This window comes from Amycolatopsis sp. CA-128772 (genome assembly GCF_002904295.1).
GTDB lineage: Bacteria > Actinomycetota > Actinomycetes > Mycobacteriales > Pseudonocardiaceae > Amycolatopsis.
Genome location: NZ_PPHG01000052.1, coordinates 122,581 through 144,328, shown reverse-complemented (window position 1 = coordinate 144,328; position 21,748 = coordinate 122,581). Strand labels below are relative to the sequence as shown.

Sequence of the window (21,748 nt, the reverse complement as noted above, 5' to 3'; positions counted from 1 at the left end):
ACTCAGTCCTGGTAGGAAAGCTTCTCGAATTCCTCGTCGAAGTCGAACCAGTCGCTCTCGCTGCCGGCCGGGATGACGTCGTAGGTCCGGTCGAGGAAGGCCGCGATTTCCTTCGCGGGCGCCTCCAGCACGGCGGCGCCGTCCGGGGAGGTCAGCTCCACCACGACCAGCGCGGGGTCGCCGGCGGGCCCGATCCGCACGTCGCCGTCGCCGCAGCGGGCGAGCAGGCCGTCGGCGAGCAGGTCGCGGCCGAACAGCCACCGGACCGCGCTCGGGCCGGCGTGCAGCACCACGGCGACCGCGTACGGGTCGCGGGTGTCGTACTCCAGCTCGGCCGGCACCGGTCGCGGCCCGGCCCCGAAGGTGCGCAGGGCGAAGTCGATGCGGGCGTTGGTCACGCTGTACGGGTCGGTCATCGGACCGCCTTTGCTACTCGTCGGTTAACTTCGTCTGGTTCCAGGGATAACCCATAGTCAGTTCAACGCCCAGCGTTCCGAATAACTTTCACACTCTGGGGTGATCAAGAAGTGTCCGAGGTCACCGCGAGCGTGGCCGAACGGGCAACTTGCTCACCCAGAGTCATCGCCGGTGACGCAACCTCGGCGGCACCCCCGATTCGGAGCCGCGGGCTCGTCGGATGGGTCCCGCCGCCGGATTTGCGCCGTCCGGGTGGGAAGGGCCACTCCCCACCAGTCCGGCCCGCCGTCCGGCCGCGAACCCAGCACGGAGGCGGGTGGACATGGGTGACGTGGAAGGTGCCGGGGATGGGTGAGCGTGGGCGGTTGCGGCTGCAACCGGACGAGGCGCCGGCGCCCGCGCCGGGCGCCGAAGAACTGCTTCGGCGGGTGGCGGCGGGCGACGAACCGGCGTTCGCGGCGCTGTACGACCTCGTCGCGGGCCCGGTGCTCGGCCTGGCGACGCGCGTGCTGCGCAGCCACGCGCAAGCCGAAGAAGTGGCGCAGGAGGTGCTGGTGGAGGTGTGGCGCAAGGCCGCCAGGTACGAGCCGGAGCGGGGCAGCGCGCTGTCGTGGGTGCTGACCATCGCCCACCGGCGGGCCGTGGACCGCGTGCGCTCGCACCAGGCCGGCGTCGACCGGGAGGAGCGGGCCGGGCTGATGGACGTGCGGCGGCCGTTCGACGAGGTCACCGAGTCCACGCTGGCCGGTCTGGAGCAGCAGCGGGTGCGGCAGTGCCTGGCCGCGCTGACCGACCTGCAGCGCGAGTCGATCGTGCTGGCCTACTACAACGGCTACACCTACCCCGAGGTCGCCGAGGTGCTGAAGGTCGCGCCGGGGACCGTGAAGACCCGCATCCGGGACGGCCTGATCCGGTTGCGCGACTGCCTGGGGGTGGACCGGTGACCGCCGAACTGCACACACTGACCGGGGCCTATGCCCTCGACGCCGTTTCCGACGCCGAACGCGGCGAGTTCGAACGGCACCTCGAGGCGTGCGCCGCCTGCCGCCAGGAGGTGGCGGAGCTGCGGGCGACCGGCGCGCGGCTCGGCGTGGCCGCCGCGGTGGAGCCGCCGCCCTCGCTGAAGCTGCTGGTGCTCGCCGACGCGGCCCGCACCCGCCAGCTGCCGCCGAAGGTGCCGGTGGTCCGCCGGCTGAGCCGGGCCAAGACGTGGCAGCTGCGCGTCTCGCTGTTCGGCGCGGCCGCCGCGGCCGTGGCGGCGGTCGTCTTCGGCGTCACGACGACCCCGGCGCCGGTCGACTCGGTGCTGTCCGCGCCGGACGCGGCCGCGATTCAGGGCGTCGGCGAGGGGCACGCCACGCTCGTCGTGTCGCGCAGCCGGAACCAGGCCGTGCTGCTGGCCTCGGACCTGCCCGCGCTCGACGCCGGGCACGACTACCAGGTGTGGCTCATCGGCAGCGCCGGCGCGCGGTCGGCCGGGCTGATGACGCGCCAGGCGTCGCAGCGGATGCTCGTGGCCGACCTGCCGGCGGACGTCGACCGGATCGGGATCACCGTCGAGCCGGCCGGCGGCTCGGCCGGCCCGACGACCCCCGCCGTCACCAGAATTTCCCTTGTCTAGGGGATGTGCGCCGGGGGCCGGCCGCCCTGCTGGGCGTCCTGGCCCTCGTCGCGGCCCTCACGGCGGGTCACCTGGTGGCCGGGTTCGTCGGCGTCAACGCGTCGCCGTACCTCGCGGTCGGCAACGGCGCCATCGACCTGACCTCGGTGTGGCTCAGGGACTTCGCGGTCCGCACGTTCGGCACGTACGACAAGCTCGTCCTGCTGTCCGGGATGGCCGTGGTGCTGGTGCTGGTGGCGGGCCTGCTGTCCCGCCGCACGCCGGTGCCGGGGCCGGTGGTGATCACCGGGTTCGGCGTGGTCGGGCTCGTCGCCGTGTACGCGCGCCCCGACCTGGGCTCGCTCGCGCTGCTCGCCCCGGCGGCGAGCCTGGTCACCGGGGTGGCGACGTTCGCGTTCCTGCGTCGGCTCGACGTCGCCCCGGACGCTTCGCGCCGGACCGTGCTGCCGGCGAGCGCCGGCGTCGTCGCCGGGGCGGGCGTCGCGGGCCTCGGCGGGCAGCTGCTCGCCGGCCGCCGGGACGCGGCGGCGTCACGGGAAGCGTCGGGCGGCTCGTCCCGGCCCGGACCGCGCCGATGATCCCGGCGGACGCCGACTTCGCGAAGCTCGGCACGCCGTCGTTCCTGACCGGCAACGACCGCTTCTACCGCGTGGACACCGCGCTGACCGTGCCGCAGGTGCGGGCCGAGACTGGAGCCTGCGGCTGCACGGGCTGGTCGACCGCGAGGTCCGGTAGCGCTACGGCGACATCCGCAAGCGGCCGCCGGTGGAACGCACGATGACCTGCGTCTCCAACGAGGTCGGCGGCACCTACGTGTTCACCGCGAACTTCGTCGGCGTCGACTTGGCCGACCTGCTGAAGGAGGCCGGGGTGCGCCCGGTGCCGAGCAGCTCTGCTCGTCCCGTGTGGACGGCTGGACGTCCGGCAGCCCGGTCGCCGCGGCGCTGGACCGGGCGCGCGGGGCCATGCTCGCCATCGGGATGAACGGCGAGCCGCTGCCGATCGAGCACGGTTTCCCGGCCCGGCTCGTCATTCCCGGGCTGTACGGGTACGTGTCGGCGACGAAATGGGTGACCGACCTCGAAGTGACGACCTGGCGGGCGCGGCAGGTGTATTGGCTGAAACGCGGCTGGGCGCAGGAGGCACCGATCAAGACGGAATCGCGGATCGAGACGCCGTAGGGTTTCGAAACCGTGCCGGCGGGGAAGGTGCGCGTCGCCGGGATCGCCTGGGCGCAGCACACCGGCATCGCGAAGGTCGAAGTGCGCCTGGACAACGGGCCGTGGCGGGAAGCCGTGCTGTCCCACGAAGTCAACGTGAACACCGGGCGCATGTGGTGGCTCGGGTTCGACGTCGCACCCGGCGGTCACCAGGTCGTCTGCCGGGCGACCGGCAAAAGCGGGTACGTGCAGCCGGAAACGCGGGCCGGAACCGTTCCCGGCGGTGCCACCGGGTGGGACAGCCTCGCGTTCACGACCAGGTGACCCGGATCACCCGAACGGTGGCAAGCCGATTTTCGGGCCGCTCCGAATACCGGGCAAAGAAGTTCTCAGCCGCTTAGGAGTGATTTTCGTGACCAAGCTTCGTGTCGCCGGAATCGGCGTCGCCGCTGTCGCCGCCCTGTCGCTGACCGCGTGCAGCGGCAGCGACACCGCTTCGTCGGGCAGCTCCAGCGCCCCCGCTCCCGCCCCCTCCTCGTCGATGGCCGCGCCGTCGTCCAGCATGGCCTCCGGGGCCGGCAACGGCGTGACCACCAACGCCGACGTGTTCGGCCCGGCCTGTTCGCAGCTGCCGCAGGGCTCCGCGCCCGGTTCGCTGGACTCGATGGGCCCGCAGCCGGTCGCCTCGGCCGCGTCGACGAACCCGCTGCTGACCAAGCTGGTGGCGGCGGTCAAGGCCACCAACCTGGTCGACACGCTCAACAGCCAGGAGGCCATCACGGTGTTCGCGCCGGCCGACCCGGCGTTCGCCGCGCTGGGTGACGCCAAGTTCGCCGAGCTGGCCGGCAAGCCCGCCGAGCTGGCGCCGATCCTGCAGTACCACGTGGTCGGCAAGCGTTACGACGCCAAGGGTCTCGCGAGCGCGGGTTCGGTCGACACGCTCAACACCGCCGGCGGCCCGGTGAAGATCGAGGGTTCCGGCGAGAACATGACGATCAACGGCGCGAAGATCCTGTGCGGCAACATCCCCACGAAGAACGCCACCGTCTTCGTCATCGACAAGGTGCTGACGCCGGGCACCAACAAGTGATCTAGCGTCCGAGCAGGGGACCCAGGCGTTCCGCGATGTCGGTGAGGATCTGCACGTAGTCTTCGTGTCCGAAGGTGAACGGCAGGGCGAAAGCCACCTCGTCGATCTCGCGGAACGCCTGGTGCGCGTGCAGCCGCTCGGCGATTTCCGCGGACGTGCCGACGAAGTCGGGGGAGAACAGCATCCGCGCCGGACCCTGGGGTTCCGCGGTGCGTGGCAGCCGCTTTTCGGCATAGGCCTCGTACTTCGCCCGCTGTTCCGGCGTCGCGCTGTCGGTCGGGATGACGACCAGGCCCTGCGAAATGCGGCCGGCGGGGTGGTGCTCGCGGAACGCGCGGATGTGCGAGACCTGGATTTCGGCGAAGTCCGTGCTCTCGCCTTCGGCCTTGACCACGCTGCTGGTCAGGAAGTTCATCCGGTGCTTGCCCGCCCACTCCGCCGAGCGCAGGCTCGCGCCGCCGTACCAGAGGCGGTCGCCCAGCCCCGGGGCCTGCGGCTGGACCCGGTCGGAGAAGACTTCGAACCCCGCGGTCCCGCTGAACCCGGTCGCCGGCTCGCCGCGCACGAAGCCCAGCAGCCGCTCGACGCGGTCGTAGGAGAAGTCCTCGACGTCGGCGGTGTCCGGGTAGAGGGCATGCTTGACCTCGTCCCAGCGCATCGGCGGGCCGACGCTGAGCCCCGGGTTGAGCCGGCCGCCGGAGAGCAGGTCGACGGTGGCGAGGTCCTCGGCCAGCCGCAGCGGGTTTTCCCAGCCGAGTGGGATCACCGCGGTGCCGAGCTCGATCCGGCTGGTCCGCTGCGACGCGGCGGCCAGCACGGCGACCGGCGAGGAGATGCCGTACTGGAGGTGCCGGTGGCGCACCCAGGCGCTGTCGAACCCGAGCCGTTCGCCCAGCTCGATGATCTCCAGCGTGGACTCGTGGCCCCGCCGCGGGTCGTCCGCGTCGAACAGGCCGATGGTCAGGAAGCCGAGCTTCCGCAGAGGTCGTGGCACGGTGCCGATTCTGCCCCCGGTGCCGGGGTGTTCCAGCTGGTGGACTACCGCCCCTTCAGCCGGTCCAGGCCGTCGAGGATGACGTCCAGGCCGAATTCGAACTCCGCCTGGTCGTCGCACCAGCCCAGGGTCGAGTCCGGGTCGTCGTGGGCGATTTCGCTGAGCATCCCGACCAGGTTCGGCAGCTGCCAGGTGACGTCGACCGGCAGGTCCGCCGCGTTGCCGGCGTTCGGGTCGAACAGCTCCTGGCTGAAGCCGAGCGCGCGGCTGCCGAGGGCGTGCAGCGCGTGGTGGACGAGGTGGTAGGTGAAGCCGCCGGCGCGCATCAGCCCGACCAGTGCGTCGTAGTAGCGCAGGACTTCGGCGCTCGTCGACGACCGCGTCTCGAACAGCTCCGGGGCCCAGCGGTGCCGGAGGAACACCTGGCGCGCGGCCAGGATCCGCTGCCGCACCGACGTCTTCCAGTCCGGGTCCGGTTCGACCCGGCCGACCGCGGCGTTGACCTCGCCGGCCACCACGTCGACGATGCCGTCGAGCACGTCTTCCTTCTTGGCCACGTGGTAGTAGAGCGACATCGCCTCGGCACCGAGCTCTTCGGCGAGGCGGCGCATCGTCAGGGCCCGCAGGCCGTGTTCGTCCGCGAGGTCGACTGCGGCGCGCAGGACGCGCTCGCGGCTGAGGGGCATCCGCGCGTCGGTGGTCACCCACAAGATCGTACAAGGTAAGGGAGCGTTGACGGCCTTACGTTGTACGGCGTACCTTACGGGGTACGACTTACGGCGTAAGAATCGTGGGAGGCGATGTGAAAGCCCTGGTCCAGCACGTGTACGGTCCTGCGGACAGCTTGAGCTTCGAAGACGTGCCCGATCCGGTGCCCGGTGAAGGCGAGGTGCTGGTCCGGGTGCGGGCGAGCTCGGTCAACCCGTACGACTGGCACTTCATGAGAGGCGAGCCGTACGTGGCGCGCCTGATGACCGGCGGGTTCGGCCTGCGCCGGCCACCCGTGGGCGTCCTGGGGTGCGATCTGGCCGGCCGGGTCGAGACCGCCGGTTCCCGGTTCGGTCCGGGTGACGACGTCTACGCGATCCTGCCGAGGGGTGCCCACGCGGAGTACGTCTGCGTGCCCGAAGACCTGCTCGCGCCGATGCCGGTGAACCTCACCCACGAGCAGGCGGCGGCGATGCCGATGGCGGCCGTGACGGCGCTGCTGGCCCTGCGGGGGGTCGAAGCCGGGCAGCGGGTGCTGGTGAACGGCGCTTCCGGTGGCGTCGGCACGTTCGCCGTGCAGCTGGCCACGGCGCTCGGGGCGCGGGTCGATGCGGTGTGCCGCGCGGGGAACGCTTCGATGGCCCGTTCACTCGGGGCGGAGCACGTCTTCGACTACCGCGCGGAGGACTTCACGCGCAGCGGCCGCCGCTACGACGTCGTGCTGGACGTCGCGGGCAGCCGGTCGGTGTTCGCGTGCCGGCGGGTGCTGGCGCGCGACGGCACCTTCGTCGCCGTCGGCGGGCCGGCCGGGCGCTGGGTGCAGCCCGCGGGGCACGTTTTCGCGGCGTTGGTGTCGGGGTGGTTCGCGCGGCGCCGGGTCGTTCTCGCGGACGCGGTGGCCTGCCGGGACAAGGCGGCGGTGCTGCGGGAGCTGACCGCGTTGGTGGAGTCCGGTGCGGTCACGCCGGTCGTCGACCGGACTTATCCGTTCGACGACCTGCGTGCCGCGTTCGGTTACCAGGAAGCCGGGCACGCCCGGGGGAAGGTGGTGGTCACCTTGGGCGCGGTTTCCTGAGAGGTGCCTCCTGGCCGGTGCGGATGCCGGCACCCGCACCGGCCAGGAGACCTTTCTTGCCTCAGCCGTTGTGCGGGCAGTTGCCGCGGTAGTCCGAAATGGACAGGCTGGTGCTCGGGATCGGGCAGAGGAACTGCTCGTAGCGGGTGTCGTTGTCGATGAAGCGCTTGAGCCAGGACAGCGTGTACTTCGCGATCGTCGTGTTCGGCGAGTTCGGGGCGAAGTGGCTCGCCCCGCGCAGCTCGAGGTACGCGCGGTCCAGAGTGGAGGGAAGACTCGTGTAGAACGGGATGGAGTGCGACGCCACCGGCGCGACGGTGTCCGACTGCGCCCCGACGACCAGCGTCGGCACGCGCAGCGTCGACCAGTTCTTGGTCAGGTTCCAGCCGGTTAGCGGCACCGCGGCCTGCAGGGACGGCCGTGAGCGCGCCGCTTCCAGGGTGCCGCCGCCACCCATCGAGTGCCCGACGACGCCGAGCCTGCTGCTGTCGATGCGCGAGCGCACCGAGCTCTGCTGGGTCAGGTAGTCGAGCGAGGACAGCAGTTGCCGGCCCCGGCTGTCGGGCTGGTCGGAGGTGGTCAGGGTGTCGATGGTGAACACCACGAAACCCTGCGAGGCCAGCCGCGGGCCCAGCCAGGCGATGCTCGACTGCGTGGCCGTGAAGCCGGGGGCGATCGAGATCGCCCCGAACGTGCCGGCGGTCGTGGTCGTCGGGTAGTAGATGGTGCCGCCGCCGAAGCCGGAAACGGCCAGCCGCGACACCGTGGCGGTGCTCGTCGCGAAGGAGCCGCGGGTGGCTTCGATGCTCGCGGTGGTCGGGTCAGGACCCCGCTCGTAGGGGTTCGCGGCGGCGGGCGCCGGCGCGGCGACCCCGGCGGTCAGCGCCAGGGCGGCCAGCACGACGCCGGCGGCCTTGGCGCGCCACGGGCGACGGCGGGAAATTTTCTCACCCTGGCCAGGCGACGTCGGCGGGCTGGTGAGTGCGGACATGGATCGCTCTCTTTCCCCGGGCAGGCGAAAGCGCGCCCGGACACAGACGGGCGGATCGGCGGAACTGGTGCACGGCAACGGAAACGTGTGCCGCAGGGGGGACGCGGGGTAACCGCTTTCCTGCCGCCTATGAAACACCTCGCCGAAATGTTCCACATCCTCCAGATGGGTGAGTGGTTGACGGACTGGGCGGTCGCTCAGTGGGTGGCGACCGGTTCCAGCGCGCCCCGCACGAGGGTGTCGACCAGGGTGGTGGCGACCGTGAGGTCGACCGAACGCGCGGCCAGGACGTCCGAGTACAGGAACGACTCGCCGAGCCGGACCACCGCGAACGCGAGGTCGGGCAGGCCGACGAGCGGCGTCAGCGCGGCCGCGGCGGTGTCGGCCCGGAACAGCTCGACGTGCGCGTCGACCAGCCCGGGCTGCACGGCGCCGCGCGGATCGGTCAGCACGCGCAGGGCGACGTTGGACTCCGCCTCGATCAGCTTGCGCATGCCGTCGCTGGCGGCGACCTCGCGGCGGTACTCCTCCATGACCCACAGGCAGCGCAGCCGGCCCGCCGGCGTGCGGACGGCGTCGCCGTGTCCGGCGCGCCAGCCGTCGAGGGCGCGCTGCCAGGTCCGGTCGGAGAGCATCCGCAGCCCGGCGCCCATCAAGTCGTCGCGGTTGCCGACGCGCCGGAAGAAGGTGGTGCGCGAGATCCCCAGATCGGCGGCCATCCGGCCGAGGTCGAGTCGGGTGCCGGCCATGAGCAGCCGCGCGGCGTGCCGGACGATGTCCTCGGTCGAGACGGTCACCGGCCCACCCTAGCTTCGCAGGGCCGCGAGGCGGCGCCCCGGATGAGGCAGTGCGCAGGTGGCCGCCGGTTACCTTGAGGTGCGCGGTGCCCCTTCGGTTAGCGTGGTTTCGTGCGCGTAGACATCTGGTCCGATCTGGTCTGTCCCTGGTGCTATCTCGGCAAGCGCCGCTTCGAGCAGGCGGTGGCCGAGCTCGGCGCCGACGTCGAGGTGGTGCACCACTCGTTCCAGCTGGACCCGTCGTTCCCGCGCGGAACTTCGCGGCCGACGCGCGAGGTGCTGGCCGAGAAGTACGGCCGCACACTGGAAGAAGCCGACGCGATGGAAGCGCAGATGGAGGAGCGCGCGGCCGCCGACGGTCTCGAGTACCACCTCGACGGCGTCCACATGGGCAACACCGTCGACGGCCACCGCCTGGTCCACCTCGCCGCGGAGCACGGCCTGGCTGACGCGGTCGTCGACCGGTTCTACCGAGCCCACTTCACCGAGCGGCGGTCGTTGTTCGACCGCGATTCCCTGGTGGAGCTGGCGGCCGAAGCCGGCCTCGACGCCGAAGAGGCCCGGGCGGTGCTCGAGTCCGACCGCTACGAAGCCGAGGTCGCGGCGGACGGCGAGCAGGCCCGGGCCCTGGGGGCGACCGGCGTGCCGTTCTTCGTAATCGACGAGCGGTTCGGCGTCGCCGGCGCCCAGTCACCCGAGGTGTTCGCGCAGGTCCTGCGCCGGGTCACCGACGGCGCCGCCGCCGGGTGAACCGCGACCGGTCGGTGGCGATCCCGGCCAGGTGCAGGGCAACGCAGAGCAGCCCGGCCGTGGTGAGCGTCCCGGCGGTGATGACCGGGCCGAGCCCGAACCCGAACAGCTCCATCAGCAGGGCCAGCCCGAACAGCACGGCGGCGAGAATGGCGAGCATTGACGTCCTCTTTCCGTGGGATGCGGCCAACTGGTCCACACCACTGCAACGTTCGCCGGACCGGCAATTCCGGTCCGGTGGCCCCTAATGCCCCCACCTCCCGCCCCTGAAACAGCGGGCTGTGGGTACTTTTCCGGTGGACCCCGGCCGGGCTGCCCGCGCTAGAGTCGCGCGGCGAAAAGCGGCCGACCGAGGGGGAAGATGCGCGTAGTCATCGGAGCAGCGGTCGTGACGTTGGCGGCGGCGTGCGGCACCACCCCCGGCGCCCCGGCCACTGTCGAACCGGGCGCGATAGGCACAAGCCAGAACGAAGCCGGCCTACGCGAAGCGGCCCGCGCATACCTGGACGCCTGGAGCGCAGGCAACACGGCGGTGATCTGCGGCCTCTTGGAAGCCCGCACGGCAACGGAGTTCACGGCCAAGGTCCACGCCCCGGACTGCCCGGCCGCGGTCCACGTCCTGTACGACCGCATGTCACCCGAGATCCGCGCCGGCTTCCACGAGGTACAGTTCACGGAGGTGACGCTGCAGCCAGGCGAAACCCAGGGCCACGTGGTGGTGGGTTCGAAGGTCCCGGTACTGGGCAACGACCCGAGCACGTCCTGGAGCTACAAGTCAGGCCGCTGGCAGATCCGCGAGCGCCCGCGCGCCTAGCTCTCCACCATTCGCCGGGAGCTCGCTGCAATCCGCCGCGGGTGGTTCCGAGCGCCCCGGGGCCAGCGCTCGACCATCCGCTGGCAGGTCGCCGGAAGCCAGGCCGCCGGCGGTTCTGCGGGCGTTCCCGCGATCAGCACCGCCGCCGCCGGGAGGTCGCCGGAAGCCAGTCCGCCGGCATGCACCCCGGCCGCGAGCGGTCAAGCCCGCGGTCTGCCGGCAACTTCGCGAACACCCGCGAGAGCGCCCCCCCCCATCTTCCACGCTACCCGCAAGCACCGACAGTTTCGCGCATCACGCCGGTGGGGGAGCGGTGCTGGAGCGGATGACCAGTTCCGTCGGGAGCAGTACCGGCTCCCCGGCCTCCGTTCCCGTCTCGATCTCCGTCAGCAGGGCCTCCACCGCGTGGCGGCCCACCGCTTCGAACGACTGGCGGATCGTCGTGAGCGGGGGCCAGAAGTGGGCCGACTCCTCCATGTCGTCGAAGCCGACCACGCTCACCTCTGCCGGTACCCGGCGGCCCGTTTCGTGCAGTGCGCGCAACAGACCCAGGGCCATCTGGTCGTTCGCCGCGAACACCGCCGTCACCTCCGGGTTCGCCGCCAGGCGCAGGCCGGCCTGGTAACCCGACTCCGGTGACCAGTCGCCGACCGGGGCCGGGGGTACCGGGCGGCCGGCACGCTCCAACGTGGCCTGCCAGGACTTCCGGCGCCTCTCGGCCGAATACGACTGCGGGGGGCCCGCGATGTGCCACACCGTCGAATGCCCCAGTGACAGCAGGTGGCTGGTCGCCCGGGCGGCTCCGTCGGCCTGGTCGTTGTCCACCACCGGGTAGTCGTAGCGGGCGCTGGAGTCGATCACCACCACCGGGAGGCCGTGCGGCAGTTCGATTTCGCTTTGGTCAAGCTGGTGTTGCTCGATCAGGATGATGACGCCGTCCACGGCCTGCTCGTTCAGCGTGCTGAACGCGCCCGTCACCTCGCCCTGGGTCGGGCGCGTGACCGGCATCAGGATGATCGAAAACCCCTCCGTCACGACCGCCGCCGCGATGGCGTCGAGGGTGCGGCTGTTGCCGAACGTCGGGAGGGCCGAAATGATCACGCCGATGCTGCGGAACTGGCCGTTGCGCAGGGCGCGGGCGGCGCTGTTGGGCCGGTAGCCGACCCGGCGCATCGCGGCGAGGACCCGCTCGCGCGTGGCGTCGTCCACATTGGTCTTCCCGTTGGCCACCCGGGAAACCGTCTGGCCCGACACGCCCGCCTCGCGGGCCACGTCCGCCATCGACGGGCCCCGGCGCCGGGCGGGGCCGGGTGCGGATGACGTCGCTGTCTGGCGGGGCACGGTCACTCCTCGGTGTCCTGGACATGTTTACGTCAACACGTTACTCTGCGGCCGTCCATGTTGACGTAAACATCACGCCGGGTCCAGAGCCCGGCGCACGCGATCACTCGGAGAGACGATGACGTCCACAGCGGCTCCGCCCGCGCCGGTGCCGGCGCGCCGGGCGCCCGCGGCCCGCCGGCCGCGGCGGAAATGGCGGGGCTGGCTCTTCGTCGCCCCCTTCATGCTGGTGTTCGCGCTGGTCTTCATCGCGCCGGTCGGGTACGCCTTCGTGCTCAGCCTCTTCCGCGACCAGGCTTTCTTCGGCGGCACGGTCTTCGTCGGCACCGACAACTACGCCCAGGTCTTCGGCGACCCGAAGTTCTGGGACGCCTTCCGGCGGGTGCTGGTGTTCCTCGCCGTGCAGGTGCCGATCATGCTGGTGCTCGCGCTGATCGCCGCGCTGGCGATCGACAGCGCCCGGCTGCACGCCGCCGGGTTCTTCCGGATCGTGATCTTCCTGCCGTACGCGGTCCCCGCCGTCGTCGCCGCCCTGATGTGGGGCTTCATCTACGGTGACCATTTCGGGCTCGCCGCCGACCTGAACCACCTGCTGGGCACCGATTCGATCAAACCGCTGTCGCAGAACTGGCTGCTCACGTCGATCGGCAACATCGTCACGTGGGAGTTCGTGGGCTACAACATGCTCATCTTCTACTCCGCGCTGAAGGTGATCCCGAAGGAACTGTTCGAGGCGGCCGCGATCGACGGCGCCGGCACGTTCCGCACGATCCGGTCCGTCAAGCTCCCCGCCATCCGGGGCGCCATCGTGGTCGCGACGATCTTCTCGATCATCGGCAGCTTCCAGCTGTTCAACGAGCCGAACATCATGCGCAACCTGGTGCCGAACATGATCGTCACCAACTACACGCCGAACATGTACGCCTACAACCTTTCCTTCAACGGGCAGCAGTACAACTACTCGGCCGCCGTCGCGATCGTGATGGGCGTCATCACCGCCGTCATCGCCTACGTCGTGCAGCTGCGCGGCTCCCGGAAGGAGATGTGACGTGGCTGTTCTTCCGAAGACGCCGTTCTCCGTGACCAAACCCCGCAAGTCGCGTGTCCTCACCGGCTTCATGGCGCTGTATCTGCTCTACACCCTGGTTCCCCTGGTGTGGTTGATCATCAACGCCACGAAGACCCAGCCGGCGCTGTTCTCGACGTCGGGACTGTCCTTCGGGGACTCGTTCGCGCTCTTCGACAACATCGGCAAGACGTTCAGCTACAACGACGGCATCTTCTTCCGCTGGCTCGGGAACACCCTGCTGTACGTCGTGGTCGGCGCCGGCGGCGCGACGATCCTCGCCACGGCGGCGGGCTACGGGCTGGCCAAGTACCGCTTCCCCGGCCGCCGCGCGGTGTTCGCCGTCGTGCTCGGGGCCGTGGCCGTGCCGCCGACCGCGCTGGCCGTGCCGACGTTCCTGATGTTCAGCAAGCTCGGGCTGACCAACACGCCGCTGGCGGTCATCATCCCGTCGCTGATCAGCCCGTTCGGCCTGTACCTGATCTGGGTCTACGCCGCCGACGCCATCCCCGACGAACTCCTCGAGGCGGCGCGGATCGACGGCGCGGGCGAAATCCGGATCTTCCTCACCGTGACGCTGCGCCAGCTCGTTCCCGGGATCATCACCGTCACGCTGTTCACGGTGGTGCAGACGTGGAACAACTACTTCCTGCCGCTGATCATGCTCAGCGAGCCGAAGTGGTACCCGCTGACCGTCGGGCTCAACCAGTGGAGCGCCCAGGCCAACGGCGCCGGTGCCCAGCCGATCTTCAACCTGGTCCTGACCGGGTCGTTGCTCACCATCATTCCCCTCGTCGTCGCTTTCCTGCTCATGCAACGGTTCTGGCAATCGGGCCTGAGCGCGGGCAGCGTCAAGCAGTAGCAGCGTCAGCACCGAACTCGCCGTCACACCGCCGTGAAGGGACACCCGATGTCAAGAATTCGCACCCGCGCCAAGGCGTTCGCCGCCGTCGCGCTGGCCGCCGCGCTCGCGGCCGGCTGTTCGTCCGGGGGCGGCTCGTCCACCGCGCCCGCCGCCGCCACCGGCAACCAGGACTCCGTCGACGCCGCGCTCAAGGCCGGCGGCGAGATCACGTACTGGAGCTGGACGCCGTCGGCCAAGGACCAGGTGGCCGCGTTCCAGAAGGAATACCCGAACGTCAAGGTCAACTACGTCAACGCGGGCACCAACAAGGACGAGTACACCAAGCTGCAGAACGCGATCAAGGCCGGCTCGGGTGCCCCCGACGTCGCCCAGATCGAGTACTACGCCCTCCCGCAGTTCGCGCTGACCGACTCGCTGGCCGACCTCAACTCCTACGGCTTCGGCTCGTTCGAGAAGGACTACAGCGCCTCGACGTGGGCGCAGGTGAAGAACGGCAACGGGCTCTACGGCCTCCCGCAGGACTCCGGCCCGATGGCGATGTTCTACAACAAGGAAGTCTTCGCCAAGAACAACATCGCCGTGCCGAAGACCTGGGCCGAGTACGTCGACGCGGCCAAGAAGATCCACGCGGCCGACCCGACCGAGTACATCACCGCCGACACCGGTGACGCCGGGTTCACGCTGAGCATGATCTGGCAGGCGGGCGGGCACCCGTTCTCCGTCGACGGCCGGAACGTGAAGATCAACCTGGGCGACGCGGGCACCAAGAAGTGGACGTCGGTCTGGAACCAGCTGGTCGAGGGCAAGCTGCTCTCGCCCATCGCGGGCTGGTCCGACGACTGGTTCCGCGCCCTCGGTGACGGCACCATCGCGACCCTGCCCACCGGCGCCTGGATGCCCGGCAACTTCATCTCCTCGGTGGCCGCGGGCAGCGGCAAGTGGGCCGTGGCGCCGATGCCGACCTACGACGGGCAGAAGGCGGTGACCGCGGAGAACGGCGGCAGCGCCCAGTCCGTGGTCAAGCAGAGCAAGAACCCGGCGCTGGCCGCGGGCTTCGTGCGCTGGCTCAACCACGGCGGCGGCGTCCAGCCGTTCATCAAGAGCGGCGGCTTCCCGTCCACCACGGCCGACCTGACCTCGCCCGCGTTCGTCGACGAGGCCATGCCGTACTTCGGCGGCCAGAAGGTCAACCAGGTGCTGACCCAGGCGTCCAAGGACGTCGCGCCGGGCTGGGCGTACCTGCCGTACCAGACCTACGCCAACAGCATCTACAGCGACACCGTCGGCAAGGCCTACCTCGCCAACACCGGGCTCGACGCCGGTCTCGCGGCCTGGCAGCAGGCGCTCGTCGAGTACGGCAACCAGCAGGGCTTCACGGTCAGCGCCGGATGACCGTCGACATCGAAGGCGACGCGGGCCAGGTCATCGGCCCCGTCCCGCGTCGCCTCTTCGGCTCGTTCGTCGAGCACATGGGCCGGTCCGTCTACACCGGGCTGTACGAGCCCGGTCACCCCACTGCTGACAACCGCGGCTTCCGCGGCGACGTCCTCGAGCTGGTCCGGGAACTCGGGCCGACCGTCATCCGCTACCCCGGCGGCAACTTCGTCTCCGGCTACCGCTGGGAAGACGGCGTCGGACCGGCCGAGACCCGGCCGCTCCGGCTGGACCCGGCGTGGCACAGCGTCGAATCCAACCGCTTCGGCCTGCACGAATTCGTCGGGTGGGCCGAAGCCGCGGGTGCCGAGGTGATGTACGCCGTCAACCTCGGCACCCGCGGCATCCAGGAAGCCGCCGACGTCCTCGAATACTGCAACCACGCCGGCGGCACGGAACTGAGCGAGCGGCGGCGCGCCAACGGCGCCGACCGCCCGTTCGGCTTCAAGCTGTGGTGCCTGGGCAACGAGATGGACGGCCCGTGGCAGATCGGCCACAAGACGGCCGACGAGTACGGCCGCCTGGCCGCGGAAACCGCGCGGCTGATGCGGATGCTCGACCCGGACCTCGAGCTGGTCGTGGCGGGCAGTTCGCACGCGGACATGCCGACGTTCGGCTCGTGGGAACGCACGGTGCTGCGCCACACCGCCGAGCTGGTCGACCACATCTCGCTGCACGCCTACTACCAGGAGCTGCACGGCGACACCGACAGCTACCTCGCGAGCGGCGCCGCGCTGGACCGCTACATCCGCACGACGGCGGGGGTCATCGACGAAACCCTCGCCGAGCTGGGCCTGGACAAGAGGATCGGGATCAGCGTCGACGAGTGGAACGTCTGGGACCTGCGGCGCTGGAACGAGGTCGACCAGGCGGAGCTCGCCGCGGGCGGCTGGCGGCAGCACCCGCGGATCATCGAGGACACCTACACCGTCACCGACGCGGTCGTGGTCGGCTCGCTGCTGAGTGCGCTGCTGCGCAACGTCGACCGCGTCACCATGGCGAACCAGGCGCAGCTGGTCAACGTCATCGCGCCGATCCGCTCCGAACCCGGCGGCCCGGCGTGGCGGCAGACGACGTTCCACCCGTTCCGGCAGGTCGCCGCGCTGGCCGGCGGCGCGAGCCTGCGCCTGTCCGTCGAAGGCGAGCGGCTCCGCACCGCGCAGCACGGGGAAGTCGACCTCGTCGACGTCGCCGCGACGGTGGCGGACTCCGGGCGGGGCGCGGTGTTCCTGACCAACCGCGCGACGGCGTCACCGACCGAGGTCCGGATCCGCCTGCGTGGCGCCCGGTTCGGCGTGTATGCCGCGGAAACGCTGACCACACCCGAGGGCGAAACCCGCCACACCGTGAACACCGCCGACGCACAACCGGTCCGGCCGGTGCCGCTACCCGGCGCCACCGCGACGTCCGATCCCGGGGGGACCACCATCACCGTGACACTGCCACCGCTGTCCTGGACCGTGCTCCAGCTGACCCCGCAGGCGGGTACGCATGCCTGAGTTCGTGATCGGGGAGCACGACTTCCTGCTCGACGGCCGCCCGTTCCGCATCCTGTCCGGGGCCCTGCACTACTTCCGCGTGCACCCGGACCTGTGGGCCGACCGGATCGACAAGGCCCGGCGGATGGGCCTCAACACCATCGAGACGTACGTGGCGTGGAACGCGCACGCCCCCGAGCCCGGCGTGTTCGACCTGTCGGGCGGCCTCGACCTGGACCGCTTCCTGCGGCTCGTCGCCGACGCCGGGATGTACGCGATCGTGCGGCCCGGCCCGTACATCTGCGCCGAGTGGGACAACGGCGGGCTGCCGGCGTGGCTGTTCCGCGACCCGTCGGTCGGGGTGCGCCGGTACGAGCCGAAGTACCTGGACGCCGTCCGCGACTACCTGACCAAGGTGTACGAAGTCGTCGTCCCGCACCAGATCGACCGCGGGGGGCCGGTGCTGCTGGTCCAGGTGGAGAACGAGTACGGCGCGTTCGGCGACGACAAGCGGTACCTGAAAGCGCTCGCCGAGCACACGCGCGACTCGGGCATCACCGTGCCACTGACCACAGTGGACCAGCCGACGCCGGAAATGCTGGCGGCGGGCAGCCTCGACGGGCTGCACCGGACGGCGTCGTTCGGCTCCGGCGCCGAGGCGCGGCTGGCCGTCCTGCGGGAGCACCAGCCGACCGGGCCGCTGATGTGCAGCGAGTTCTGGAACGGCTGGTTCGACCACTGGGGCGCCCACCACCACACGACGCCGGCCGCGGACTCGGCGGCGGAGCTCGACGCGCTGCTCGCCGCCGGCGCCTCGGTGAACCTGTACATGTTCCACGGGGGCACCAACTTCGGGCTCACCAGCGGCGCCAACGACAAGGGCGTCTACCAGCCGCTGATCACCTCGTACGACTACGACGCGCCGCTGGACGAAGCCGGCGACCCCACGCCGAAGTACCACGCCTTCCGCGACGTGATCGCCCGCTACCACAAGGTGCCCGACACGGTCCCGCCGCCGGCGCGGCCCGCGCCGACGCCATCCGGTGCGCTGGGCGACCCCGTCCGGCTGCTCGACGCCCCGGATCGCTGGGGCACCTGGGAGTTCCACGAGGAACTGCCCGCGTTCGACGACCTCACGCCGATGCCGCAGCTCGCGCTGCTGCGCACGGCCGTCGAGGGCGAGCGGCCGGGCGTGCTGACCTTCGGCGAGGTCCGCGACCGCGCCACGGTGTTCTTCGACGGCGACCTCGTCGGCACGCTCAGCCGGGACCACCACGAGCGGGCGATCCCGCTGCCGCGCGCGGCCGGTGAGCTGCTGGTGCTGGTCGAGGACCAGGGCCGCGTCGACTACGGCCCGCGCATCGGCGAGGCGAAGGGCATCATCGGCGGGGCGTCGCTGCACGGCGAACCGCTGGCCGGCTGGGATGTGCTGCCGTTCGACCTGGCCGCGCTGCCGTCGCTGCGGCCGACGCGGCCGGAGCCGGTGGCGGGCGCGGTGGCCGGGCCGGTGGTGCTGCGCGCCCGGATCGACGTCGACGAGCCCGCCGACCTCTTCCTCGACACGGGGGAGTGGGGCAAGGGTGTCGCGTGGCTCAACGGGTTCGCGCTCGGCCGGTACTGGCGGCGCGGTCCGCAGCGGACGCTGTTCGTGCCGCGCCCGGTGGTCCGGGCCGGCGCCAACGAACTGGTCGTGCTCGAACTCGCCGCGATGCTCGACCCTGCGGCCCGGTTCGTGCCGCGGCCGCTGCTCGGCCACACCGAGGCCTGAACCAGTCCCCACCGCACCGAAGGGCAGTTCGACGATGAACCTGCGGCGTTTGCTCACCGTCCTTTGTGTACCGATTGTGGCGACCGGCCTGGCGGCCGCGCCGGCTGAGGCGGCCACCGCGGTCACGGTGAAGCCGGACCCGACCTACCGGCAGCAGCCGTTCGACGGCTGGGGCGCGAGCCTGGCGTGGATGGCCGAGGCGACCGGCGGCTACCCCGACGCCGTCCGGAACAGACTGGCGGACCTGGTCTTCGGCCCGGACGGGCTGAACCTGAACATCGCCCGGTTCAACGTCGGCGGCGGCAACGCCCCCGACGTCCCGGCGTACCTGCGCGCGGGCGCCGCGGTGCCGGGCTGGTGGAAAGCGCCGGCCGGCACCACCCGCGCCGACAAGGACTGGTGGACGCCGGGCAACGCGGCCGAGTTCGACCCGAAGGCCGACCCGAACCAGCGGTGGTGGGTCGACAAGATCAAGAACCGCGTGACGAAGTGGGAGGCGTTCAGCAACTCGCCGCCGTACTTCCAGACCGTGTCCGGGTACGTCTCGGGCGGGTTCACCGCCACCGACGAGCAGCTGCGCGCCGACAAGATCGGTGACTTCACCGCGTACCTGACGCAGGTCGTGCGGACCCTCGAAAAGGCGCACGGCATCAAGTTCGCGTCGGTGAACCCGATGAACGAGCCCAACACGAACTACTGGAAGACCACGCTCGGTGCCGGCGAGCTCCCGACCGGCGGGCGCCAGGAAGGCGCGCACATCGGGCCGTTGGTCCAGTCGCAGCTGATCCCGGCGATGGCCTCGGCGCTGAAGGCGGCCGGCTCGCGGGCGATCGTCTCCGCGCCCGACGAGACCAACCCGGACATCTTCGCCGCGGACTGGAGCGGCTGGTCGGCCGACGCCCGCGCGGCGGCGGGCCGGCTCAACGTGCACACCTACGGCACCGGCAACCGGCCGGTCCCGCGTGACCTGGCCAAGGGCGCGGGCAAGCCGTTGTGGATGAGCGAGGTCGGCGGCAGCTGGCTGGACCGCCAGGACTTCACCGACATGGACCCCGGCCTCGGCATGGCCAAGCAGATCACCGACGACCTGCGGCTCCTGGAACCGAGCGCGTGGGTCAGCTGGCAGCCGATCGAGGACTACGACAACATGAAGCCGGGCGGCGAGTCCGCGGCCGGGATGAACTGGGGCGAGATCCAGGTCCCGTTCGACTGCCCGGAGAACGCCACCCTGGCCACCTGCCAGGTCAGGACGAACACCAAGTTCGACACGATGCGCAACTTCACCCACTACATCCGGCCGGGTGACCGGCTGGTCGGGGTGAACGACACCGCGTCGACGGCCGCGATGCGCGGCGAGGACCTGGCGACGGTCGTGCACACCAACGCGGGCACCGACGACCAGGACGTCACGCTGGACCTTTCCGGCTTCCGGAACGTCCGGCCCGGCGCTTCGGTGACGCCGGTGGTCACCGACGTCACCGGGGCCCTGAAGCGGGGCAAGCCGGTGCGGGTGAACGCGGGCCAGGCGACGCTGCGGGTGCCGGCGCGGTCGGTGACGAGCTTCCTCGTCGACGGCGTCTCCGCGACGGCGGCCGGCACGGGCCTCGGCTCGGGCAAGCCGGTCACCTTCACCGGGGTGCAGAGCGGCAAGTCGCTGTCGGCGGAGAACGGCTCGCTGGTCCAGCGCACGACCGACGCGTCGGAGGCGGCGCAGCGCTGGACGCTGACCGACCGCACGGGCCGCTACGGCAACCGCGACCGGTTCACCATCACCAACAGCGGGACCGGCCAGGTGCTCAGCACGGCGGGCGGCGCGGTGACGCTGGCCGCGGCGGGTGCGTGCGACCCGGCGGCGGAATGGACGTTCTCCACCACCGGGGACGGCACCTGGACATTCGTCAACGTGGCGAGCGGCCAGCTCCTCGACGTCACCAGCGAGTCGCGTGAGGACGGCGCCCGGATCGGCCTGTACAAGCCGACCAACGGGCCCAACCAGCGCTGGCAGGCCATCGCCGGCTGACCCGGACGCCCCAATGTGGCGTTAATTGCGTCCGACGCACCCAATGTGGCGTTCGGTGCGTCGGACGCACCGAACGCCACATTGGGGCGCTCTGGTCAGGCGGGTTTCAGCGGGTCGTGGCCGATCGACATCAGGCGGTGGCGCCAATGGGCCTCGCCGGCCGTCGGCTCCAGGTCGTCGCGGCGTTCCGAGTGCACCCGGTCGACGACCTTGCGCATCACGTCCGCGTCGTGTCGGTCCACGTCGGACCTGCGCTTGCGCAGGATGGCCAGCACCTGGCTGCCCGTCGGCGGACCGGCCTCGTCGGGCAGCGGCTCGGTCTCCGGGCCGGCGTCGCGCGTGCGCAGCCACTCCTCCAGCTCCCGCGACGTCATGTTCACCACACGGTGGAACTCCGCCCACAGTTCGTCATCAACGGCCGGATCGCTCATCTTCTGCGGCTACCCGGCGCGGCCGACGGCAAACGGGCCGCCCCCGGCCGGTAGAATTCCCGCGGACCCGTTGAAACGCCAGCGGTGGTCTCGGTTGACGCTGCTGGCGAGCTCATTCCCCGTGCTCGCCGCTTGACGCATGGGAGGGGTGGGCCTTGCCGACCACTGGCGACGGCATGGCAGAGCGGGTCGACGAGCTGAACGCCGTGCTGGCCGATCTCGTCGGGGTGCTCGAATCGATGTCCGACACACCGGGTCTGCTCGACGCGGTCTGCGGCGAGGCGGTCCGGGTGGTCCCGGACGCGGACCTGGCCAGCATCATGGTGGTCCGCGACGGCGTGACCCAGACGGCGGCCTTCACCGACGAGCGCGCCCGCCGCATCGACGACGTCCAGTACGCGGCGGCCGACGGTCCCGGCCTGCTCGCGGCCCTGACGGGTGAGGTGGTCCGGGTGGCGGTCGCCGAAACGGGCGACCAGTGGCCCGAGTTCGTGGCCGCGGCCAAGGAACTCGGCGTGGGCAGCTACCTGGCGGTTCCACTGCGGGTGGACGACACCCTGGTCGGCGCGATCACGCTGTTCGGCTTCGAGACGCACGGCTACCACGAGTTCGACACGAAGGTGTTGCGCCTGTTCACGTTGTGCGTGGAGACGGTCCTGCGGCTGACGCGCCGCTACCGCGAAGCCCGCAGGCTGGCGGACGAGCTGCACAACGCGATGGAAACCCGGGCGGTGATCGAGCAGGCCAAGGGCATGCTGATGCTGATCCACCGGGTGACCGAGGACGCGGCGATGCAGCGCCTGATCGTGGAGTCCCAGCACACGAACGTCAAGCTGCGCGATGTCGCGGCCCGGTTCACGAAGCGGATGAGCTCGGCGGACGGGGGCGCGGGCCGGCCCTGAACGGGTCCGGTCACGGGGGCTCGGCC

At 71.0% G+C, this 21,748-nt stretch carries 24 protein-coding genes and 1 pseudogene; 17 read left to right on the top strand and 8 right to left on the bottom strand.

Annotated features, from left to right (window positions below; translation table 11 throughout):
- Positions 1-2 precede the first annotated feature (2 nt).
- On the bottom strand, positions 3-416 hold the full coding sequence (locus tag C2L59_RS19000) for an SsgA family sporulation/cell division regulator (protein ID WP_103350830.1): 414 nt from the start codon (positions 414-416) through the stop codon (positions 3-5).
- A 348-nt stretch (positions 417-764) separates the two neighbouring features.
- Here C2L59_RS19000 and sigK point away from each other — a divergent pair, with 348 nt between their 5' ends.
- From sigK to C2L59_RS18980, 7 genes and pseudogenes are all read left to right on the top strand, one after another.
- Positions 765-1,361 carry an ECF RNA polymerase sigma factor SigK gene (gene sigK, locus C2L59_RS18995; RefSeq protein ID WP_103350829.1) on the top strand — a complete coding sequence of 199 codons (597 nt, stop codon included), beginning with the start codon at positions 765-767 and terminating at the stop codon, positions 1,359-1,361.
- Positions 1,358-2,038, top strand: a complete 681-nt coding sequence (locus C2L59_RS18990) for an anti-sigma factor domain-containing protein (RefSeq protein ID WP_103350828.1) — start codon at positions 1,358-1,360, stop codon at positions 2,036-2,038. Before sigK ends, C2L59_RS18990 begins: the two co-directional genes overlap by 4 nt.
- A 5-nt stretch (positions 2,039-2,043) precedes the next feature.
- Positions 2,044-2,616, top strand: coding sequence for a hypothetical protein (locus C2L59_RS50395; RefSeq protein WP_370444752.1), 573 nt, complete (start codon positions 2,044-2,046; stop codon positions 2,614-2,616).
- Entirely contained in the window at positions 2,613-2,819 is a 207-nt protein-coding gene (locus C2L59_RS50390) for a hypothetical protein (RefSeq protein WP_370444751.1), read from the top strand. Before C2L59_RS50395 ends, C2L59_RS50390 begins: the two co-directional genes overlap by 4 nt.
- A pseudogene (locus C2L59_RS50385) lies at positions 2,816-3,219 on the top strand (molybdopterin-dependent oxidoreductase). Before C2L59_RS50390 ends, C2L59_RS50385 begins: the two are co-directional and overlap by 4 nt.
- Before the next feature lie 12 nt (positions 3,220-3,231).
- On the top strand, positions 3,232-3,522 hold the full coding sequence (locus C2L59_RS50380) for a hypothetical protein (RefSeq protein ID WP_370444750.1): 291 nt from the start codon (positions 3,232-3,234) through the stop codon (positions 3,520-3,522).
- 88 nt (positions 3,523-3,610) lie between these two features.
- Positions 3,611-4,288 carry a fasciclin domain-containing protein gene (locus C2L59_RS18980; RefSeq protein ID WP_103350827.1) on the top strand — a complete coding sequence of 226 codons (678 nt, stop codon included), beginning with the start codon at positions 3,611-3,613 and terminating at the stop codon, positions 4,286-4,288.
- 1 nt (position 4,289) lies between these two features.
- On the opposite strand, the gene C2L59_RS18975 is transcribed toward C2L59_RS18980, so the two are convergent.
- Entirely contained in the window at positions 4,290-5,282 is a 993-nt protein-coding gene (locus C2L59_RS18975; RefSeq protein ID WP_103350826.1) for an LLM class flavin-dependent oxidoreductase, read from the bottom strand.
- A gap of 44 nt (positions 5,283-5,326) precedes the next feature.
- Entirely contained in the window at positions 5,327-5,986 is a 660-nt protein-coding gene (locus C2L59_RS18970; RefSeq protein WP_103350825.1) for a TetR/AcrR family transcriptional regulator, read from the bottom strand.
- A 98-nt stretch (positions 5,987-6,084) separates the two neighbouring features.
- Here C2L59_RS18970 and C2L59_RS18965 point away from each other — a divergent pair, with 98 nt between their 5' ends.
- Positions 6,085-7,065, top strand: coding sequence for an NAD(P)-dependent alcohol dehydrogenase (locus tag C2L59_RS18965; RefSeq protein WP_103350824.1), 981 nt, complete (start codon positions 6,085-6,087; stop codon positions 7,063-7,065).
- A 61-nt stretch (positions 7,066-7,126) separates the two neighbouring features.
- Here C2L59_RS18965 and C2L59_RS18960 read toward each other — a convergent pair whose 3' ends face one another.
- Together C2L59_RS18960 and C2L59_RS18955 are read right to left on the bottom strand one after the other, a co-directional pair.
- Positions 7,127-8,056 (bottom strand): dienelactone hydrolase family protein, encoded by a 930-nt coding sequence (locus tag C2L59_RS18960; RefSeq protein ID WP_103350823.1) that lies wholly within the window; start codon positions 8,054-8,056, stop codon positions 7,127-7,129.
- A gap of 197 nt (positions 8,057-8,253) precedes the next feature.
- The gene (locus tag C2L59_RS18955) at positions 8,254-8,853 is read right to left on the bottom strand and encodes a QsdR family transcriptional regulator (protein WP_103350822.1); all 600 of its coding nucleotides are present in this window, start codon (positions 8,851-8,853) and stop codon (positions 8,254-8,256) included.
- A 123-nt stretch (positions 8,854-8,976) separates the two neighbouring features.
- On the opposite strand from C2L59_RS18955, the gene C2L59_RS18950 reads away from it, so the two are divergent.
- Positions 8,977-9,603: a DsbA family oxidoreductase gene (locus tag C2L59_RS18950; protein WP_103350909.1), complete on the top strand. Its 627-nt coding sequence runs from the start codon at positions 8,977-8,979 to the stop codon at positions 9,601-9,603.
- Here the strand turns inward: C2L59_RS18950 and C2L59_RS18945 are convergent.
- On the bottom strand, positions 9,578-9,763 hold the full coding sequence (locus C2L59_RS18945) for a hypothetical protein (protein WP_103350821.1): 186 nt from the start codon (positions 9,761-9,763) through the stop codon (positions 9,578-9,580). The genes C2L59_RS18950 and C2L59_RS18945 overlap by 26 nt on opposite strands.
- A gap of 228 nt (positions 9,764-9,991) precedes the next feature.
- Between C2L59_RS18945 and C2L59_RS18940 the strand changes: the two genes are divergently transcribed.
- A complete protein-coding gene (locus C2L59_RS18940; protein ID WP_103350820.1) occupies positions 9,992-10,417 on the top strand; it encodes a hypothetical protein in 426 nt (141 codons plus the stop codon).
- 294 nt (positions 10,418-10,711) lie between these two features.
- Here C2L59_RS18940 and C2L59_RS18935 read toward each other — a convergent pair whose 3' ends face one another.
- Positions 10,712-11,764, bottom strand: coding sequence for a LacI family DNA-binding transcriptional regulator (locus C2L59_RS18935; protein WP_103350819.1), 1,053 nt, complete (start codon positions 11,762-11,764; stop codon positions 10,712-10,714).
- A gap of 112 nt (positions 11,765-11,876) precedes the next feature.
- On the opposite strand from C2L59_RS18935, the gene C2L59_RS18930 reads away from it, so the two are divergent.
- From C2L59_RS18930 to C2L59_RS18905, 6 genes are all read left to right on the top strand, one after another.
- Complete coding sequence (locus C2L59_RS18930) at positions 11,877-12,806, top strand: carbohydrate ABC transporter permease (protein ID WP_199199145.1); 930 nt, start codon at positions 11,877-11,879, stop codon at positions 12,804-12,806.
- A gap of 70 nt (positions 12,807-12,876) precedes the next feature.
- Positions 12,877-13,686: a carbohydrate ABC transporter permease gene (locus C2L59_RS18925; protein WP_103350907.1), complete on the top strand. Its 810-nt coding sequence runs from the start codon at positions 12,877-12,879 to the stop codon at positions 13,684-13,686.
- Positions 13,687-13,734: 48 nt separating this feature from the next.
- Positions 13,735-15,081, top strand: coding sequence for a sugar ABC transporter substrate-binding protein (locus C2L59_RS18920; protein WP_103350818.1), 1,347 nt, complete (start codon positions 13,735-13,737; stop codon positions 15,079-15,081).
- The gene (locus C2L59_RS18915) at positions 15,078-16,622 is read left to right on the top strand and encodes an alpha-N-arabinofuranosidase (protein ID WP_103350817.1); all 1,545 of its coding nucleotides are present in this window, start codon (positions 15,078-15,080) and stop codon (positions 16,620-16,622) included. Before C2L59_RS18920 ends, C2L59_RS18915 begins: the two co-directional genes overlap by 4 nt.
- Complete coding sequence (locus C2L59_RS18910; RefSeq protein ID WP_103350816.1) at positions 16,615-18,369, top strand: beta-galactosidase family protein; 1,755 nt, start codon at positions 16,615-16,617, stop codon at positions 18,367-18,369. Before C2L59_RS18915 ends, C2L59_RS18910 begins: the two co-directional genes overlap by 8 nt.
- Before the next feature lie 76 nt (positions 18,370-18,445).
- Positions 18,446-20,389, top strand: coding sequence for a glycoside hydrolase (locus C2L59_RS18905; protein WP_233223568.1), 1,944 nt, complete (start codon positions 18,446-18,448; stop codon positions 20,387-20,389).
- A 95-nt stretch (positions 20,390-20,484) separates the two neighbouring features.
- Here the strand turns inward: C2L59_RS18905 and C2L59_RS18900 are convergent, their stop codons facing one another.
- Positions 20,485-20,820 (bottom strand): DUF3140 domain-containing protein, encoded by a 336-nt coding sequence (locus tag C2L59_RS18900; protein WP_103350814.1) that lies wholly within the window; start codon positions 20,818-20,820, stop codon positions 20,485-20,487.
- A gap of 176 nt (positions 20,821-20,996) precedes the next feature.
- On the opposite strand from C2L59_RS18900, the gene C2L59_RS18895 reads away from it, so the two are divergent.
- Positions 20,997-21,722 (top strand): ANTAR domain-containing response regulator, encoded by a 726-nt coding sequence (locus C2L59_RS18895; protein WP_199199144.1) that lies wholly within the window; start codon positions 20,997-20,999, stop codon positions 21,720-21,722.
- Positions 21,723-21,748 lie beyond the last annotated feature (26 nt).

Coding starts and splice junctions, on each gene's coding strand:
- C2L59_RS18925 (WP_103350907.1), top strand. CDS start 12,877: ATGGCGCTGTATCTGCTCTACACCCTGGTTCCCCTGGTGTGGTTGATC.
- C2L59_RS19000 (WP_103350830.1), bottom strand. CDS start 416: ATGACCGACCCGTACAGCGTGACCAACGCCCGCATCGACTTCGCCCTG.
- C2L59_RS18915 (WP_103350817.1), top strand. CDS start 15,078: ATGACCGTCGACATCGAAGGCGACGCGGGCCAGGTCATCGGCCCCGTC.
- C2L59_RS50390 (WP_370444751.1), top strand. CDS start 2,613: ATGATCCCGGCGGACGCCGACTTCGCGAAGCTCGGCACGCCGTCGTTC.
- C2L59_RS18945 (WP_103350821.1), bottom strand. CDS start 9,763: ATGCTCGCCATTCTCGCCGCCGTGCTGTTCGGGCTGGCCCTGCTGATG.
- C2L59_RS18910 (WP_103350816.1), top strand. CDS start 16,615: ATGCCTGAGTTCGTGATCGGGGAGCACGACTTCCTGCTCGACGGCCGC.
- C2L59_RS18930 (WP_199199145.1), top strand. CDS start 11,877: ATGACGTCCACAGCGGCTCCGCCCGCGCCGGTGCCGGCGCGCCGGGCG.
- sigK (WP_103350829.1), top strand. CDS start 765: ATGGGTGAGCGTGGGCGGTTGCGGCTGCAACCGGACGAGGCGCCGGCG.
- C2L59_RS18920 (WP_103350818.1), top strand. CDS start 13,735: ATGTCAAGAATTCGCACCCGCGCCAAGGCGTTCGCCGCCGTCGCGCTG.
- C2L59_RS18900 (WP_103350814.1), bottom strand. CDS start 20,820: ATGAGCGATCCGGCCGTTGATGACGAACTGTGGGCGGAGTTCCACCGT.
- C2L59_RS18895 (WP_199199144.1), top strand. CDS start 20,997: ATGGCAGAGCGGGTCGACGAGCTGAACGCCGTGCTGGCCGATCTCGTC.
- C2L59_RS18960 (WP_103350823.1), bottom strand. CDS start 8,056: ATGTCCGCACTCACCAGCCCGCCGACGTCGCCTGGCCAGGGTGAGAAA.